General features: G+C 32.6%; 13 protein-coding genes and 7 tRNA genes. 18 read left to right on the forward strand and 2 right to left on the reverse strand.

Annotated features, from left to right (window positions below):
- Positions 1-51: 51 nt before the first annotated feature.
- The 8 genes from HZI73_RS05220 to HZI73_RS05255 all read left to right on the forward strand — a co-directional run bounded on the left by HZI73_RS05220 (position 52) and on the right by HZI73_RS05255 (position 1287).
- Positions 52-549: a metallophosphoesterase family protein gene (locus HZI73_RS05220; RefSeq protein WP_212697205.1), complete on the forward strand. Its 498-nt coding sequence runs from the start codon at positions 52-54 to the stop codon at positions 547-549.
- 55 nt (positions 550-604) lie between these two features.
- Positions 605-679, forward strand: a tRNA-Pro gene (locus tag HZI73_RS05225).
- 7 nt (positions 680-686) lie between these two features.
- Positions 687-757: transfer RNA gene (locus HZI73_RS05230), tRNA-Gly, on the forward strand.
- Between the two features lie 41 nt (positions 758-798).
- Positions 799-872: transfer RNA gene (locus HZI73_RS05235), tRNA-Arg, on the forward strand.
- Between the two features lie 31 nt (positions 873-903).
- Positions 904-977: transfer RNA gene (locus HZI73_RS05240), tRNA-His, on the forward strand.
- A gap of 12 nt (positions 978-989) precedes the next feature.
- A tRNA-Gln gene (locus tag HZI73_RS05245) sits at positions 990-1061 on the forward strand.
- Positions 1062-1065: 4 nt separating this feature from the next.
- Positions 1066-1139: transfer RNA gene (locus HZI73_RS05250), tRNA-Lys, on the forward strand.
- 66 nt (positions 1140-1205) lie between these two features.
- Positions 1206-1287, forward strand: a tRNA-Leu gene (locus tag HZI73_RS05255).
- 179 nt (positions 1288-1466) lie between these two features.
- Here HZI73_RS05255 and HZI73_RS05260 read toward each other — a convergent pair.
- On the reverse strand, positions 1467-1937 hold the full coding sequence (locus HZI73_RS05260) for a CYTH domain-containing protein (protein ID WP_212697206.1): 471 nt from the start codon (positions 1935-1937) through the stop codon (positions 1467-1469).
- Positions 1938-2127: 190 nt separating this feature from the next.
- Complete coding sequence (locus HZI73_RS05265) at positions 2128-2544, reverse strand: DUF3899 domain-containing protein (protein ID WP_212697207.1); 417 nt, start codon at positions 2542-2544, stop codon at positions 2128-2130.
- Positions 2545-2991: 447 nt separating this feature from the next.
- On the opposite strand from HZI73_RS05265, the gene HZI73_RS05270 reads away from it, so the two are divergent.
- From HZI73_RS05270 to HZI73_RS05315, 10 genes are all read left to right on the forward strand, one after another.
- Complete coding sequence (locus HZI73_RS05270; RefSeq protein ID WP_212697208.1) at positions 2992-4983, forward strand: peptide ABC transporter substrate-binding protein; 1992 nt, start codon at positions 2992-2994, stop codon at positions 4981-4983.
- Positions 4984-5097: 114 nt separating this feature from the next.
- A complete protein-coding gene (locus HZI73_RS05275; RefSeq protein WP_212697209.1) occupies positions 5098-6060 on the forward strand; it encodes an ABC transporter permease in 963 nt (320 codons plus the stop codon).
- Positions 6061-7491 (forward strand): ABC transporter permease, encoded by a 1431-nt coding sequence (locus HZI73_RS05280; RefSeq protein WP_212697210.1) that lies wholly within the window; start codon positions 6061-6063, stop codon positions 7489-7491.
- A gap of 14 nt (positions 7492-7505) precedes the next feature.
- Positions 7506-8543, forward strand: a complete 1038-nt coding sequence (locus tag HZI73_RS05285; RefSeq protein ID WP_212697211.1) for an ABC transporter ATP-binding protein — start codon at positions 7506-7508, stop codon at positions 8541-8543.
- Entirely contained in the window at positions 8543-9484 is a 942-nt protein-coding gene (locus HZI73_RS05290; protein WP_212697212.1) for an ABC transporter ATP-binding protein, read from the forward strand. Before HZI73_RS05285 ends, HZI73_RS05290 begins: the two co-directional genes overlap by 1 nt.
- A 798-nt stretch (positions 9485-10282) precedes the next feature.
- Positions 10283-11338, forward strand: coding sequence for a hypothetical protein (locus HZI73_RS05295; RefSeq protein WP_212697213.1), 1056 nt, complete (start codon positions 10283-10285; stop codon positions 11336-11338).
- Positions 11339-12430, forward strand: coding sequence for a radical SAM/SPASM domain-containing protein (locus HZI73_RS05300; protein ID WP_212697214.1), 1092 nt, complete (start codon positions 11339-11341; stop codon positions 12428-12430). It abuts the gene before it with no gap.
- A gap of 1 nt (position 12431) precedes the next feature.
- Complete coding sequence (locus HZI73_RS05305; protein ID WP_212697215.1) at positions 12432-13793, forward strand: radical SAM/SPASM domain-containing protein; 1362 nt, start codon at positions 12432-12434, stop codon at positions 13791-13793.
- A gap of 9 nt (positions 13794-13802) precedes the next feature.
- A complete protein-coding gene (locus HZI73_RS05310) occupies positions 13803-14621 on the forward strand; it encodes a hypothetical protein (RefSeq protein WP_212697216.1) in 819 nt (272 codons plus the stop codon).
- An 81-nt stretch (positions 14622-14702) separates the two neighbouring features.
- Positions 14703-14849: a hypothetical protein gene (locus HZI73_RS05315; protein WP_212697217.1), complete on the forward strand. Its 147-nt coding sequence runs from the start codon at positions 14703-14705 to the stop codon at positions 14847-14849.
- The last annotated feature ends 41 nt before the right edge of the window (positions 14850-14890 follow it).

A 14890-nucleotide genomic window follows, 5' to 3' on the forward strand; every position in this document is an offset into this window, starting at 1 on the left:
GCTTATGGGCTTCTGACGTCATGATCAGACATCGTATATTATGGAGGAATTATGAAAATACTTATAATAAGTGACACCCATGGTCATATAGCAAATGCAACAAAAATTGTTAAGCAAATAACAGATTTTGATCGAATTATACATTTAGGTGATATGGAACAAGATGCAGAGGCATTAGATTGTATGTGCCCCATACCCATTGATTATGTACCAGGAAACTGTGATTATGCTTCAAAAGCTCCTCGAGAGAAAGTATTAGCATTCTATGGTGTTAAGCTATTCATCACCCATGGACATTATTATCAGGTAAAATGGAATTTGGACACAATCATAAAAGAAGGAAGAAAAAAAGGTGTTAAGATTATTTTATTTGGGCATACACATGTGGCTATGGAGAAAAACATGGATGGCATAACACTTTTCAACCCGGGAAGTTTGACTTTGCCAAGAGATGGAAAAGGCCCTAGTTATGGGGTATTAGAGATAGAAGAAGATGGAAAATATCATTTGACAATAAAAAAATTACGAAAAAGTATTGACATATGGTAAAAGCGTGTGTATAATTACTCTTGCGTTTGAAAAAGCGACGAAAAAGCATGTATATCGGGGTGTGGCTCAGCTTGGCTAGAGCGCTTGATTTGGGTTCAAGAGGTCGCAGGTTCGAATCCTGTCACCCCGATTCATCTGCGGGTGTAGTTCAATGGTAGAACACCAGCCTTCCAAGCTGGATACGTGGGTTCGATTCCCATCACCCGCTTGTAATGTGATCATTACTGGCAAGGCTATGTTCTTGTTGATGTGCCTGTAGCTCAGCAGGATAGAGCAGTGGCCTTCTAAGCCACGTGTCCGGGGTTCGAGTCCCTGCAGGCACGCTGATAGATTTTTCTATCGTGTAAATATATGGTGGGTATAGCTCAGTTGGTTAGAGCGCAAGATTGTGGCTCTTGAGGCCGTGGGTTCGAATCCCATTACTCACCCTCATATATTAATGGGTAGTCGCCAAGCGGTAAGGCACTAGACTTTGACTCTAGTATGCGTAGGTTCGAATCCTGCCTACCCAGTTTTGGGCCACTAGCTCAGTCGGCTAGAGCACTGGACTTTTAATCCAGGTGTCCCGAGTTCGAGTCTCGGGTGGCTCATTGCTTCAAAAAAGCACTTGACATAATACTTGAAATATATTATTATTGTTGAGGAAAACACACTAAGCGGATGTGGCGGAATTGGCAGACGCACTAGACTTAGGATCTAGCGCCTTGCGGCGTGGGGGTTCGACTCCCTTCATCCGCATTAATAAAAAACACTTGATTTGATCAAGTGTTTTTTGTTTGCGTTACATTGAGATTATACTTGGTAAATAGTTAACATTACTTATCTTTTTATGTGATGAGATACTCTTATTAATAAATCAGTTGTTTCTATTATATATGGTTAATCTTATGGTAGAAGATTCGTCTATAACAGATAGACTACAGATGTTTCAAAAAGTGAAGATTACTTTCTTGACATAAATGACTATTGTGGAATAAGGGGTTAAATGTGACATCTCTTCTAAACCAGTGGGGCGGCTTAAAAGCATTTGCCATTTCTTCTGTGGAAAATTCCACTTCAGCCATCACAAGTCCTTGTAGGTGATAATCAAAAACATCCACTTCAGCTGTTAAGCCATGAGAGATGGGGACAAGGTACCGTCGTTTTTTTATAAGATGGTAATCTACCTTCTTTTTTAGGCTGTTGTATTGTTCCTGGGATATCATTTCTTCAAACTCTTGACGAACCATCAAGCCCGATGACTTATAGGTGATGAAGTATTCATCGTCTTTTTTACGAATCCGGATGACAGGGTCCGTACAGATATACCCTTGCTCAATGGTGACAAAGGGGTACTCTTTCAATTGAATCTTGCCTTTATGAATAAGAAACTTTTTTTCTATTTCCATGGATATTACCCTTTCTAAATGCATGTTTATACATGAAATAAGTTTATTTTTTAACATATTTTATTGATACAGTTATCTATTACTACATATATATAATGAAGTTATAATGCTTTAATACAAAAAAATAAAGTTAAAGGATTGCCTCTGTAACATACAGTACATGAAGACAACCCTTAAGATGTTATGGCAATTAGACAAGGACAAACGTAATGACGATGTATAGAAGGAATATACTTCCGCTAAAAGCAAAATAAACATTAGCAGCATTATGTTTTGTTTGAGCGAATAAGAATTTCTTCTGAAGAAACGTTTTGATATCCCTGTCTGTTTCAAGGGTATCATTTTCTTGAAGTAATTGATTTTTATATTTTTTGGAAACGGTTGCCCGAAAATGTCTCACAGAATATTTAAAAACATTAAAGGTTCCAAAGTTATCAATAAACACAAAACCACTTATAACAAAGATAACAAGATTTACCATAAACAAACGATCTAAAAATAAAGCCATAAAACTCATCGTACTGGAAGGCTTTCCTATAAGTGCTAATATATAACTAATGGTACAAATGATAATTAGAAAAATAACAAGTTTGTTTACCCACTTCATACAATAACCTCCTAGGTTTAAAGCAATTTGTTCGTATTTCACGGACTATTATACCATAGACAGGCTATAAATCCCATAGGTTAATTGATTGTTTGCAATATGTAATATAATGACGATAAAATACTTTTAGGATGACAAGTGTTGTCAAAAAAGTGTCGATTGCTTCGACAGAAAAGATGGCTAAAAACAGCTTGATATTTAAAATTTGACATAAAGCCCTAAAATATCAGCTATATTTTACTGCAAAAGCGCTATATCAGGGCATTGCTTTACCGTGGTAACCTATTACCAAAACCTTTACAAAGCGCCTAAATTGTTATATAATGATTAATATCATTTTTTGGTACTGGTCACAGAGTACTAGGAAATGAGCTAAAAGCCCGACTTAAAAGATACATAAATAAATAATATCTAGGGTGGGATACAAACTATAAAAGGAGGATTTTTATGAAAAAGTTACTAGCTTTACTACTAGTGTTAACCATGACACTATCATTAGCTGCTTGTGGTAGCAATACAGACAAGCCTGCTACTGGAGATGACACAGATCCTGCAACTGAGGGAGAAAAGGAACCAGACAATAATGACGGTGATAAAGATAATAATGACGGTGATACTGCTGAAGAACCTAAAGTAATAAACTTACTTGAAAGCGAGAATATACCATCTCTCGTAACATGGCTTGCTACAGACGCAGTATCTTTTAGAGTGTTAGGTAATGTTGTTAGTGGATTATATATCTTAGGTGTAGATGGTACACCTCAAAAAGAACTTGTTGAAAGTGAAGAAATAGCTCCAGATGGACTAAAATATACTTTTAAACTAAAAAAAGGCGTTCAATGGATGACTGTTGATGGAGAGCCTTATGCTGAAGTAACAGCTCATGACTTTGTGTTTGCTTGGAAGAAATTACTTGATCCAACACAAGCGGCTCAATATTCAACCATGATTAGAACAGCTGGAATCAAGAATGGTTCAGAAGCGGTTGTATTAAATGACCAAATTGTTAAATTCGAGCGTGACACAAAAGAATTAGACAAAATTGCTGTTACAGATTACGAAGATACAGATGAGCAAACAGCTCAACAGCAATTTGATGCTGCAAAGAAAGAATTAGAAGCATCTGTTAAAGAAAAAGGCGATGCTATTAATGAAAAATTTGGTTCTATTGATGGTGCTAAAGAAGAGCTTAATAAGTTAATTGACAGCCTAGCAATCAAAGCTGTAGACGACTATACACTGGAAATAGAGCTTGCTTATCCTGTTCCTTACTTCAAAGACTTAATGACTTTTGGTTCATTTATGCCAGCAAGTGAAAAGTTCTTTAATGAAGTAGGTGAAGAGAAGTATGGTAAAACAGTAGAAAACTTCTTATACAATGGTACGTATATCTTCAAAGAGTGGAAATTATCCGAGAGACATTATCTAGTGAAAAACGAAGGTTACTGGGATGCTGCTAATGTAGATATTGATGCTCTTGACTACCGTGTTATTGAAGGTGGTAGCAACGATACATCCGTTCAAATGTACTTAAGTGGTGAAGTAGATAGAAGTGTTGTTACTGGTGAGAATGTAGATAAACATGGTAACCGTCCTGATGCAGTTCCAATGGGCGAGGCTGTAATCTTCTATATTGAGCTTAACATGAATAATGGTAAAATGACACCGGCTCAAAAAGTATTACGAAATGTCGATGCAAGAAAAGCGATTAACATGGCGATTGATAAAAGCTACATTACAGATGTTATATTAAAAAATGGATCTGTTCCAGCTGACTTCTTTGTACCAAAGAATTTTGTAGCCAGTTCAGCACATGATGGAAAAGGTTTCCGAGAAGTAGCTCAGGATATGTACAATGGTGGCAATGGTTATAATGCACTTGACCCTGCCAAAGCAAAAGAGTTATGGGCAAAAGCTTTAGCAGATACTGGAGTAGAAAATGTAACCATGGAGCTTATAATTTATAACAATGAAAGCTCTAAGAAAATTGGTACACATATTAAAGATGAATTAGAAAAGAACTTAGGAAACATTGAAGTTGAAATTTCTCCACTTCCATTTGCCGATAAGATTAAAAGAGCAGATGAAGGTGACTTTGAGATGAACTGGGCTGGTTGGGGTCCTGACTACCCAGATGCAATGACATTCATGGATATGTGGATATCTACAGGTTCTCATAATAGTGGACGTTATTCAAATCCATATTATGATGAAGGTATTGAAGCAGCAGGTAGCGGAGAGTTAGCAGTTCCAACAAAAGCAAAAGAGCGTTTTGAGAAATTCGTTGAATTAGAGAAGATATTACTTGAAGAAGAACAAGTAATTGTTCCATTATACCAACGTACAAGATTATACCTTATGAATCCTAAGATTAAGAATCTTGTATTACAGCAATTTGGTGCTGACTTTATCTACAAGTGGGTAAAAATGGAAGAATAATCACAACGCAATTCTAATTTCATAATGCATAAAGTTTTGGCAGGGTATCCTGCCAAAACTTATGTTTAGTAATATTTTAATCTGATAAAGTATTAATTGATTGGAGGTTAACACATGATTCGTTATGCGCTGCAACGAATAGCTCTAATCGTTCTGACACTCTTTATTGTGTTAACGATTAACTTTTTCTTGTTACGCCTAATGCCCGGAACGCCTTTTGAAAATCCTAAGATAACCAATGTTCAAAAAGAGATGATGATGAGGAAATATGGGTTAAACGAGCCGGCATTTGTGCAGTACACAAGATATCTAAAGAACTTAATTATTAATCGAGATTTAGGCAATTCATTTAAACTTCAAGATCAACCTGTTAGTAAGCTTATTGCTATAAAATTACAGCATACCGTAAAAATTGGAACAATAGCTCTAATCTTTGGTGTTATTGTTGGAATTTTTCTGGGTGCAATGGCCGCCATCTACAAAGGTTCTTTTTGGGACCACCTTTCGACGATTTTGGGGGTTATCGGGGTATCAATTCCAGGATTTGTTGCTGCCGCCTTTTTGCAGTACTTTTTCTGTACCAAATTGAATTGGTTCCCATATCTCTATGAACCGGTAGATGTAAGCAGGGGTGTATCCACATTTGATTCGCTGTACTCATCTATCTTGCCATCCTTGGCATTATCATTATTTGTTATCGCTTCTACTATGCGCTATATGCGTGCAGAATTAGTAGAAGTATTAAGCAGTGATTATATTCTATTAGCTAGAGCTAAAGGTTTAAGTAAACCAAAAGTTATTGTAAGGCATGCAATACGTAATGCTCTAATCCCTGTTATTACTATTCTTGGACCCATGACGGTTGCTCTATTGACAGGCGGTATTGTAGTTGAACGATTTTTTGGTGTACCTGGACTTGGGCGATTATTATTAAATGGTATTACACAAAATGATTATTTCTTAGTCTTAGGCGTTAATTTGGTGTTTAGCTTCTTGTTTGTTGCTGTTATTCTAACTATTGATTTATTATACGGTGTTATTGATCCAAGGATTAGACTTAAGGGAGGTGGCGTATAGATGGCTTTATCAAAAGATAAATTTAAGTTATTAGAAGCGGATTTGACTAAAGCAGACCAAATGAGTACAGAAAGTACAACTTTTTGGCGTGATGCTTTTCGACGTTTAAGAAAGAATAAAGCAGCTATGGTTGGTTTTTATGCCATCGTTATCTTAATTATATTAGCCATATTTGGTCCTATTTCACCCGTTAATCAAAAAAATGCTGATGGAACGGTTTTTCGTTATAAATCATCACCAGTTATTCTTGATGATAATGGTGTTGAAATACCGAAAAAAGATATTGCCTATGTACCTCCTCGTATGCCAGGTCTTGAGAAATTAGGTTTTTTTGATGGACACGCTACCATAGACAGAAGTAGTTTTGACTTGGTTGCGGGTCAATTACCAAATACAGATGAATTTAAAGAATTAAAAAAGCCAATGAACAGGCAGAAATTAGTAGAGAAATTAGGTATACCCTATCATCCTTTTGAAATAAATATCATTAAAATTGCTGAAAATGATGAAGGCGTTTTAATGGCAAAGATAAAAGTTGTGAAAACAGGTGAAGAAGTTGAACTTCCCTACGTAGACTTGGTTAGTGAGTATTCACAGTTTAAACCAGGTACCTTTAAATTACTTAAATCAGAAGTGGATGATTATGGTGTTGAAGTGTTGACCATTGACGCTGATTTCTATGGTATTCAAAATATTAAAGATCGCTATTTCTGGTTTGGTACGGATAAGCTTGCACTCGATAACTGGACAAGAGTATGGATAGGGGTTCGTGTATCACTTACGATCGCACTGGCTTCACTCCTTATTGATTTTACAGTTGGTATTACATATGGTACCATTGCAGGTTTTTATGGTGGAACCAAGGTGGATACCATTATGATGCGTATTACAGAAATATTAGGAAGTATTCCAGTGCTTGTACTGATGATTATCTTTCTCAGTATTAAAGATCGAATTGGAGGATTTGTGGAATCCTTGTTACCCGGTAAACAGGGTGCAGAACAGATTAGTTTAATTATATTAATTTTAGCTATGAGTTTAAATGGCTGGATTGGTGTTGCAAGGGTAGTACGTTCACAAATTTTAAAATTACGAGAGCGAGAGTTTGTACTTGCTTCTAGAACTTTAGGTGCAAATAAATTACGATTGATGGTTAAGCATCTATTCCCTAACATCATTGGACAGATTCTTGTTATGGCAACGTTCTCCATACCTGGTGCAATCTTCTATGAAGCATTCTTATCCTTTATTGGTATGGGATTGCCGATACCAATGTCATCCTTAGGGGTACTGGTTAATGAAGGTTATGAAGCATTCCAGTCTATACCAAGTATGTTGTTAATACCAGCAACCATTATGTCCATCTTGATGTTATCCATTAACTTATTGGCTAACGGTCTACGAGATGCGCTTGACCCACGTATGAGGTAGAAAGGAGAAAGACGATGAATAAAGAAAAAGTATTACAAGTCAAAGATTTAGAAGTCTCTTTCAGAACTCATGCAGGTGATGTGCAGGCTGTTAGAGGTGTCAATTTTGATTTATATAAAGGCGAAACTCTAGCAATTGTAGGTGAGTCAGGATCAGGAAAATCCGTTACTGTAAAAGGTGTCATGGGACTTTTATCCGATAATGGTTATTATAAAAATGGTAGCATCTTATTTGAAGAGCATGATATCACCAAGATGAAGGAAGGACAACTTCATGCGGTTAGAGGAAATAAAATAGCAATGATTTTCCAAGACCCAATGACTTCACTAGACCCAACCATGACCGTTGGAAAACAGATTATGGAAGTTATACTACTGCATCAGAAGGTATCTAAACAGGAAGCCTTTGATAAAGCGGTTAAACTTATTGATTTAGTAGGTATACCTCAGCCAAAAGCTCGAATGAAACAATATCCTCACCAATTTTCAGGCGGTATGCGACAGAGAATTGTTATCGCTATAGCACTGGCATGTGAACCAACGATTCTTATTGCGGATGAACCAACGACTGCTCTTGATGTAACCATTCAAGCCCAGATATTGGACTTAATGAAAGACTTACAGAGGAAAATTGGGGCATCGGTTATCTTTATTACTCATGACCTTGGTGTAGTAGCCAATGTAGCGGATCGCGTAGCTGTTATGTATGCAGGTAAAATCGTTGAAGTAGGAACAAGTGATGAAATATTCTATGATCCAAGACATCCCTATACATGGGGATTACTAGGCTCCATGCCTGATCTTGATACAGAAGGTGACTTGTATGCTATTCCGGGTACACCACCTAACTTATTGAAACCACCAGCAGGCGATGCCTTTTCACTTAGAAGTGAATATGCTATGGCGATTGATTTTGAAGAAGCGCCACCTATGTTTGATATAACAGAAACACATAAAGCTGCAACATGGTTATTACATGAAAACGCACCAGAGGTGACACCACCGGCTGTTATTGTTAAACGTAGACAGCGTATGAAAGAGGTGAAGAGCTAATGAGTGAACGTGACGTATTAGTTGAAGTACAGAATTTAAAGCAATATTTTAAAATGGGAAGAAAAGGCGTTGTCAAGGCTGTTGATGATATTTCTTTTCAGATATATAAAGGTGAAACATTTGGTCTTGTTGGCGAATCCGGTTCTGGTAAGTCAACCACAGGAAGGACTATGATTCGTCTCTATAACCCCACAGGTGGAAAAGTATACATGGAAGGCGAACGTGTGGATGGTAGAAAGATATCCAAACACGCTATCGCCAATGTTAATCGTAACATGCAGATGATTTTCCAAGACCCTATGGCCTGTCTTAATCCTCGTATGAAGGTAGAAGATATTATTGCCGAGGGCATTGATATTCATAAACTTGCATCCAGTAAGGAAGACAGAAAGCAAAAGGTAGTTGATATGCTTAAGCTTGTTGGTCTAAATGAGCAGCATGCGGATCGTTATCCACATGAGTTTTCTGGTGGACAACGTCAGCGGATTGGTATCGCAAGAGCTATGGCTGTAGAGCCTAAGTTTATCATTGCTGATGAACCGATTTCAGCACTGGATGTATCCATTCAAGCTCAGGTTGTTAATCTCATGAACGATCTTAAAGAGAAGCGAGGTTTAACGTATCTTTTTATAGCTCATGACTTATCCATGGTTAAATACATCAGTGACCGAATTGCTGTTATGTATAAAGGAAAGATTATGGAACTTACAACAAGTAAGCAACTATTTGATAAGCCATTACATCCTTATACACGTTCCTTATTGTCTGCTATACCATTACCAGACCCAATTACCGAGCGTACAAGAAGACGACATGCTTATATTCCTCAAAAGGAGCATGATTATTCAAATAATAAGCCTCAATGGTTAGAGGTTGACCCAGGTCATTTCCTTTATGCAACAGAAGAAGAGGTAGAGAAATGGGATGTTTTGTATAGATAGTAATTAAAGATTAACTAAAAATATTAAAAAAAATATGTTGGATAAGTTACCGTTTAACTAAAAAACCAAGATAGTATTTAACAAATGAACCACCCTTGTCAAGATACAGGGGAAATAATAAAAGTTTTATAGCGTTAATCATAATGGTTGACGCTATCTTTATGCAACTAACTGGTTATATCGCAGGTATCATGCTAAAAAGTTTTTATTTATATCTTTTCATGAGTGTAGTGGCGAAAGTATTCCTTAATCGACGCTTTGAGGTCTTCATAACCATGTAACTTGTGAAGATAATACATTTCTGATTTTAATTTCCCCAAACGCACTCCATCAGTTCGTTGTCGATGCCACCCCTCCACATGCTTTGTGTCATATTAGAGATCAAGTTTTTAAAATACTATATAAGTGTAAATGTAAAACCCAATTTATGGTTAGCATTTGCACTTATTTTATTTACAATTTAGGAGTAATTAACCTAATGAGAAGCTTTTGTTAAACTCTTTATGGCTTATGTGTAAACTAACATTAAAACACATTGTATAAAAATAGCCTATATTATTAGTATAATAATTTAAATGAAGATATGACAAAAGCTTTAATATATTTTAATTCAAATAGAATAAATGTTATATATAAGGGATGCTTTGACAAAAGTAAAAATAAATGGTATAATATGTAAAAATGTTGAATTAAAACTCGAATTATGGCTATAAAACACAAAATAAGATAAATAGAACATGGTTTAAATTATATAATTATAGGTTAATATTTAATAGATTTCTAATCATTTTGAAAGGAATGGTAATAGCAATGAGAATAATGCTGTTGGGAGATTATCTACCTAATTATACAAAACAAGCGCACTATATGTTTAGTGTTGCTGATAATTTAAAAGATAATAAGTTTAATTCTTTAATAATATCCGATTGTTGGTGTAATAATGGGGATGTGTTAGTAAATGAAAATCCTGAATATTTTAAGATTTTCAATAATGAATTTATAAAATTATTTTCAATAGACCCATTAGAAGTTAAATATAATTTTCATAATGATAAGTTATTAAGTTTACTTGGTTTATGCTATGATGCTATAAGATATAATGATATATCACTTGTTTATGCAAATGAATTATTTCCATATGGGTTTATCGCAAGTATTTTAAAAGAAAGATTTAAAATTCCCTTTGTTATAAGTAATTTCCATACGAATATTAATCATGCTTTGGGTAATGTATATATGAAAAGCATAGCTAAAGAAATTATTAGTAAAGCTGACTATATAATTGGATATGCTTATCAACGATTAAGCTATGTAAAGTATAATAAAAATTTTATAGAGGGATATCCTAGCTACTCTATAAAGTCTAATATTATACCTAGTTCAAAAGCAGAAAAAAAATATGATTACATATTTATTACTGGGAAGATACATCAAAACCATAACATTAAAAAGCTTGTTGAAGCTATCAAATTTATATTTCAAGGTAAAAATATAGTATTTAATGTTTGGGGAGAAAAAAAATATGAATTTGAAAAAGTAATAGTAAAAGATATAAAAAATGTGAAAATTTTGAAAAATACTTTAACAATATTTGATGAGTTAAGATATATCTCAGAATCTAAATATTCTACATCGTTGGAGATAATATTACCCATAAGATATAATAATGAAGGATTGATAAATGATATAATAAAACTTACAAGTTTAGGTAAGTTACACATTAGTAATCAATCTTATGAGTTATACAAAAAACTAGTAACTGAAGACAAATATTCAATAAATGGAAATAATGATTTTAAAGATACAATTCTATCATATACCATTATAAAAAACATCATTAAGGAGCTGAATTAGATGGCAAATTTGTTAAATAGTTCAAGATATGGATTAATTAGTGATGAAGTATGTGGTTCTCTAAGTGTTCAATGGCACATAACTACAGCATGTGACCAAAGGTGTGAACATTGTTATATGTTTGATTCTGATACTTACTTATTTGAGAAAAATAATCAATTATCATTGGAAAACTCATATCTCTTAATTGATCAAATTAGTGAAATGGCAAGTAAATATAAATATGAATCATTACTAGCTATTACTGGGGGGGATCCGCTATTAAATAAAAATATATGGGATATACTAACATATATTAAATCTAAGGGGAATATACGAGTTGTAATGATGGGGAATCCGTATCATTTAACTGATGCAAATATAAAAAAATTAATAAAAAACAATGTTAAGCTATTTCAATTAAGCTTAGATGGATTAGAAAAAACACATGACTATTATAGAAAAGAAGGTTCTTTTAAAGCGACTATTGCAGCATTGGAAAGATTAAATTATCATGGGCTTACATCAGGTATTATGTATACGGTAAGTAAAGATAATGTAAGAGATTTAATACCATTAATAAAATACTTATCGGATTTAGATATATTAGATTCTTTTTGTTTTGATAGGATGATTCCTATTGGTACTGGTAAGGGATTGAAAGAATGTCTATTTACGCCAAAAGAATATCGAGATTTACTCTATGAGATTTATCATTTTGAAAGTAATAATAATTTGACATTTCGTATTGCCAAAAAGGAAAAATTATGGGGCCTTTTGTTTAGTGAAATGGGTATAATAATTCCACAAGAAAAATATAACTATAATTTTTGTGGAGGTTGTAACTTGCCATATGGTTTATTGTCTATACTTTCTGATGGGACAGTATATGGTTGTAGAAAAATAGAAATCAAAATAGGTAAATTTCCAGAGCAACACATTTGGGATATATTTACTAAGAGTACTCATTTGATAGAACAACGCAATAAAGAAAACTACAAGAAATGTAAAGACTGTCATTTATTTAAATACTGTAGAGGATGTCCTGCTTTTAAATATTCAAACTATAGAGATATATTTGCTAAAGATGATTATTGTTGGAGGGATGTATAAAATGATTTTTAATGATAATCTACTACTAACAGATAAATACAATAATGGTTTATTAGTGAACTTAATTTCTTTTAGAAGGAGATTCTTAAGTCCTAATCAAGTGGATGAGTTTAAAACGCTAAAGTATAAAACATCAAAAGAAGTAGTAGATAATGAATTTTACAAAAAAATGCATGAGGAGAAGCAATTTATTGCTAAATCATTAAAAGATAAATATTTAAGTACTATAAAAGAAAATGTTAATTTAAATAATATAGATAAAGAAATTACATTTACACCAACTATAATTTTATCCTATGATTGTAATTCAAACTGTACATATTGTTATCAAAAAAAAATAAATAAACCATCAGAAATGATGACTAAATCTAAAATAGATAATATTTCTCAGTTTTACAAAATGTATTTTAAAAGCATAGAAAATAAAGAGTACAATGGTGAAATTAGACAAATTATATTAACAGGAGGAGAACCATTACTCATTAAAAACATAGATATTATACAATATATAAAAAATGTATGGCCTACTTCTAAATTCATTTTACAAACAAATGGGTTAAATTTACTAGAGTTTCTAAAGGTAATAAGTCCAGATAGAATTAAATTGATTAAAGTATCCTTAGACGGAGTAGAAGACTACCATAATAAAAATAGACATCAAGATAAATATATTAATGGTTTTGATAAAATAATTCAAGGTATTAAACAAGCAATAAGGTTAAATCTAAAAATTAATATAAAGATTACAGTTAATACAAATTCTATATTTGAAATAAATCGTTTGCTTGATTATTTAGATACTGAAAATTTACTATATAATAAAAATATAACTCTAGGCATTACTGGAATATATGATTACCAGAATCTATTTGTAAATTGTAATGTGAACCATACGGAATTAGAATTTATGGATAGAATGATAGAATTAAGAAATTATGATGATAGAATAGTAACAATCCCTAAAATTCTAATGCCAGGTTTTGGTAAATTAGATAGTTTGATTATTAGAGAAATAAATACTTTGTACAAACCTAAAGTTTATGCATGTGATTGTCATATACATCCAAATTACAAATTTGACCCAGACGGCAATGTTTACTTTTGTCAGATGGCATTTGGATTAAATAGTTCAAAAATAGCAAGTTTTTATCCAAATATAGAAATTAATAAAGATATAATTTCGAAAATGAAGGAAAGGAATATCTTTAATATGGATGAATGTAAAAATTGTAGTTTTAAATTAGTTTGCGGTGGAGGATGTCCTCTACCAATATTAATAAATAATAAAAATCCATTGAAATCTAATTGTGAAGCATTTAATAATATTGAGGCTATAAGTAAATTAGGTAAAATATATTTATAGGAGATTAATATGATAAAAATTATTGATACAAAACTTGGGCAGTACTATTATAACTTTGAAAATCAAAAATTTGGAAAATGGAATGATATTAATAAAAAAGTTAGTAATTTGAATAATATATTTCGTGAAGATTATTTGTGTAATAATGAGGAGGATAAATATTATAATATAAATAATAAGATACCTTTATTGAAATACAATAATAATCAACTTAATCAAAGATTTGATGAATTTATATATATAAAAAAAGATATAGATGAACTTACAAAAGAAGATTTGAAAACATTAATAGATAAATCTCAATATTTAGAAATAGGTTTTCATTTAATAGTTGATAATGCTATTAAAGCTTATAATTTAATGGAAGCTCAAGGTATTAAAAATTATAATATATTTTCTACAAAAGAAAACGATGTAGATTCTTTTAAAAATAGTATTTTATGTACAATGACAAAAGGTATCAATATATATTTAGTTAAGATATTTGTAGCTATTATAATGTTAAGTATACCGTTGGAAAAAGTAATTACAAAACCTTTTAATTCAAAATTTGTTGCTAATTTTGTAGAGCAATATTTCGAATTAGCGCTAATTTTTATTGTAGAAAACTATTCTAATAGAAAGATTATTTTTGATATTATATCTGAGGTTATTAGTATAGACATAGATGTTGAGGAAAAAAAGATATTTTTAAGCACCTTAGGTTGGAGAAGTAATTTACAGAAAATAAAATATGAAATATTAGTGCAGGATAGAGATAGAATTAAAAAAGAAATTTTAAAAAATGCTTGTATGTATATGAGCACAATAAATCACCATTTGAAATGATTGAATTGTTTGTTTTATACATAACAAATCGGTGTTTTAATAATTAGTTTAGTATATGACAAAACAAAAGGAGGTGTTGTTATGAATGATATCATTAGTCAAATTTGGGAAGAAGAATTATTAGAAAGTAACGAACAAGATACAATTATTAGTCCTCATTATGAAGCGGGACCTCCCAGTGGTGGTGTTGGTGGTGGTGGTACACCTTCTGTCTCAATAACATGTTAATTTTTAGATAAGTTATTAATAAAAAATGAATGGATTATATT

The sequence above is a fragment of the Vallitalea pronyensis genome (assembly GCF_018141445.1).
Lineage (GTDB): Bacteria > Bacillota > Clostridia > Lachnospirales > Vallitaleaceae > Vallitalea > Vallitalea pronyensis.

Coding starts and splice junctions, on each gene's coding strand:
- HZI73_RS05280 (WP_212697210.1), top strand. CDS start 6,061: ATGGCTTTATCAAAAGATAAATTTAAGTTATTAGAAGCGGATTTGACT.
- HZI73_RS05285 (WP_212697211.1), top strand. CDS start 7,506: ATGAATAAAGAAAAAGTATTACAAGTCAAAGATTTAGAAGTCTCTTTC.
- HZI73_RS05295 (WP_212697213.1), top strand. CDS start 10,283: ATGGTAATAGCAATGAGAATAATGCTGTTGGGAGATTATCTACCTAAT.
- HZI73_RS05275 (WP_212697209.1), top strand. CDS start 5,098: ATGATTCGTTATGCGCTGCAACGAATAGCTCTAATCGTTCTGACACTC.
- HZI73_RS05300 (WP_212697214.1), top strand. CDS start 11,339: ATGGCAAATTTGTTAAATAGTTCAAGATATGGATTAATTAGTGATGAA.
- HZI73_RS05265 (WP_212697207.1), bottom strand. CDS start 2,544: ATGAAGTGGGTAAACAAACTTGTTATTTTTCTAATTATCATTTGTACC.
- HZI73_RS05260 (WP_212697206.1), bottom strand. CDS start 1,937: ATGGAAATAGAAAAAAAGTTTCTTATTCATAAAGGCAAGATTCAATTG.
- HZI73_RS05315 (WP_212697217.1), top strand. CDS start 14,703: ATGAATGATATCATTAGTCAAATTTGGGAAGAAGAATTATTAGAAAGT.
- HZI73_RS05305 (WP_212697215.1), top strand. CDS start 12,432: ATGATTTTTAATGATAATCTACTACTAACAGATAAATACAATAATGGT.
- HZI73_RS05270 (WP_212697208.1), top strand. CDS start 2,992: ATGAAAAAGTTACTAGCTTTACTACTAGTGTTAACCATGACACTATCA.
- HZI73_RS05310 (WP_212697216.1), top strand. CDS start 13,803: ATGATAAAAATTATTGATACAAAACTTGGGCAGTACTATTATAACTTT.
- HZI73_RS05290 (WP_212697212.1), top strand. CDS start 8,543: ATGAGTGAACGTGACGTATTAGTTGAAGTACAGAATTTAAAGCAATAT.
- HZI73_RS05220 (WP_212697205.1), top strand. CDS start 52: ATGAAAATACTTATAATAAGTGACACCCATGGTCATATAGCAAATGCA.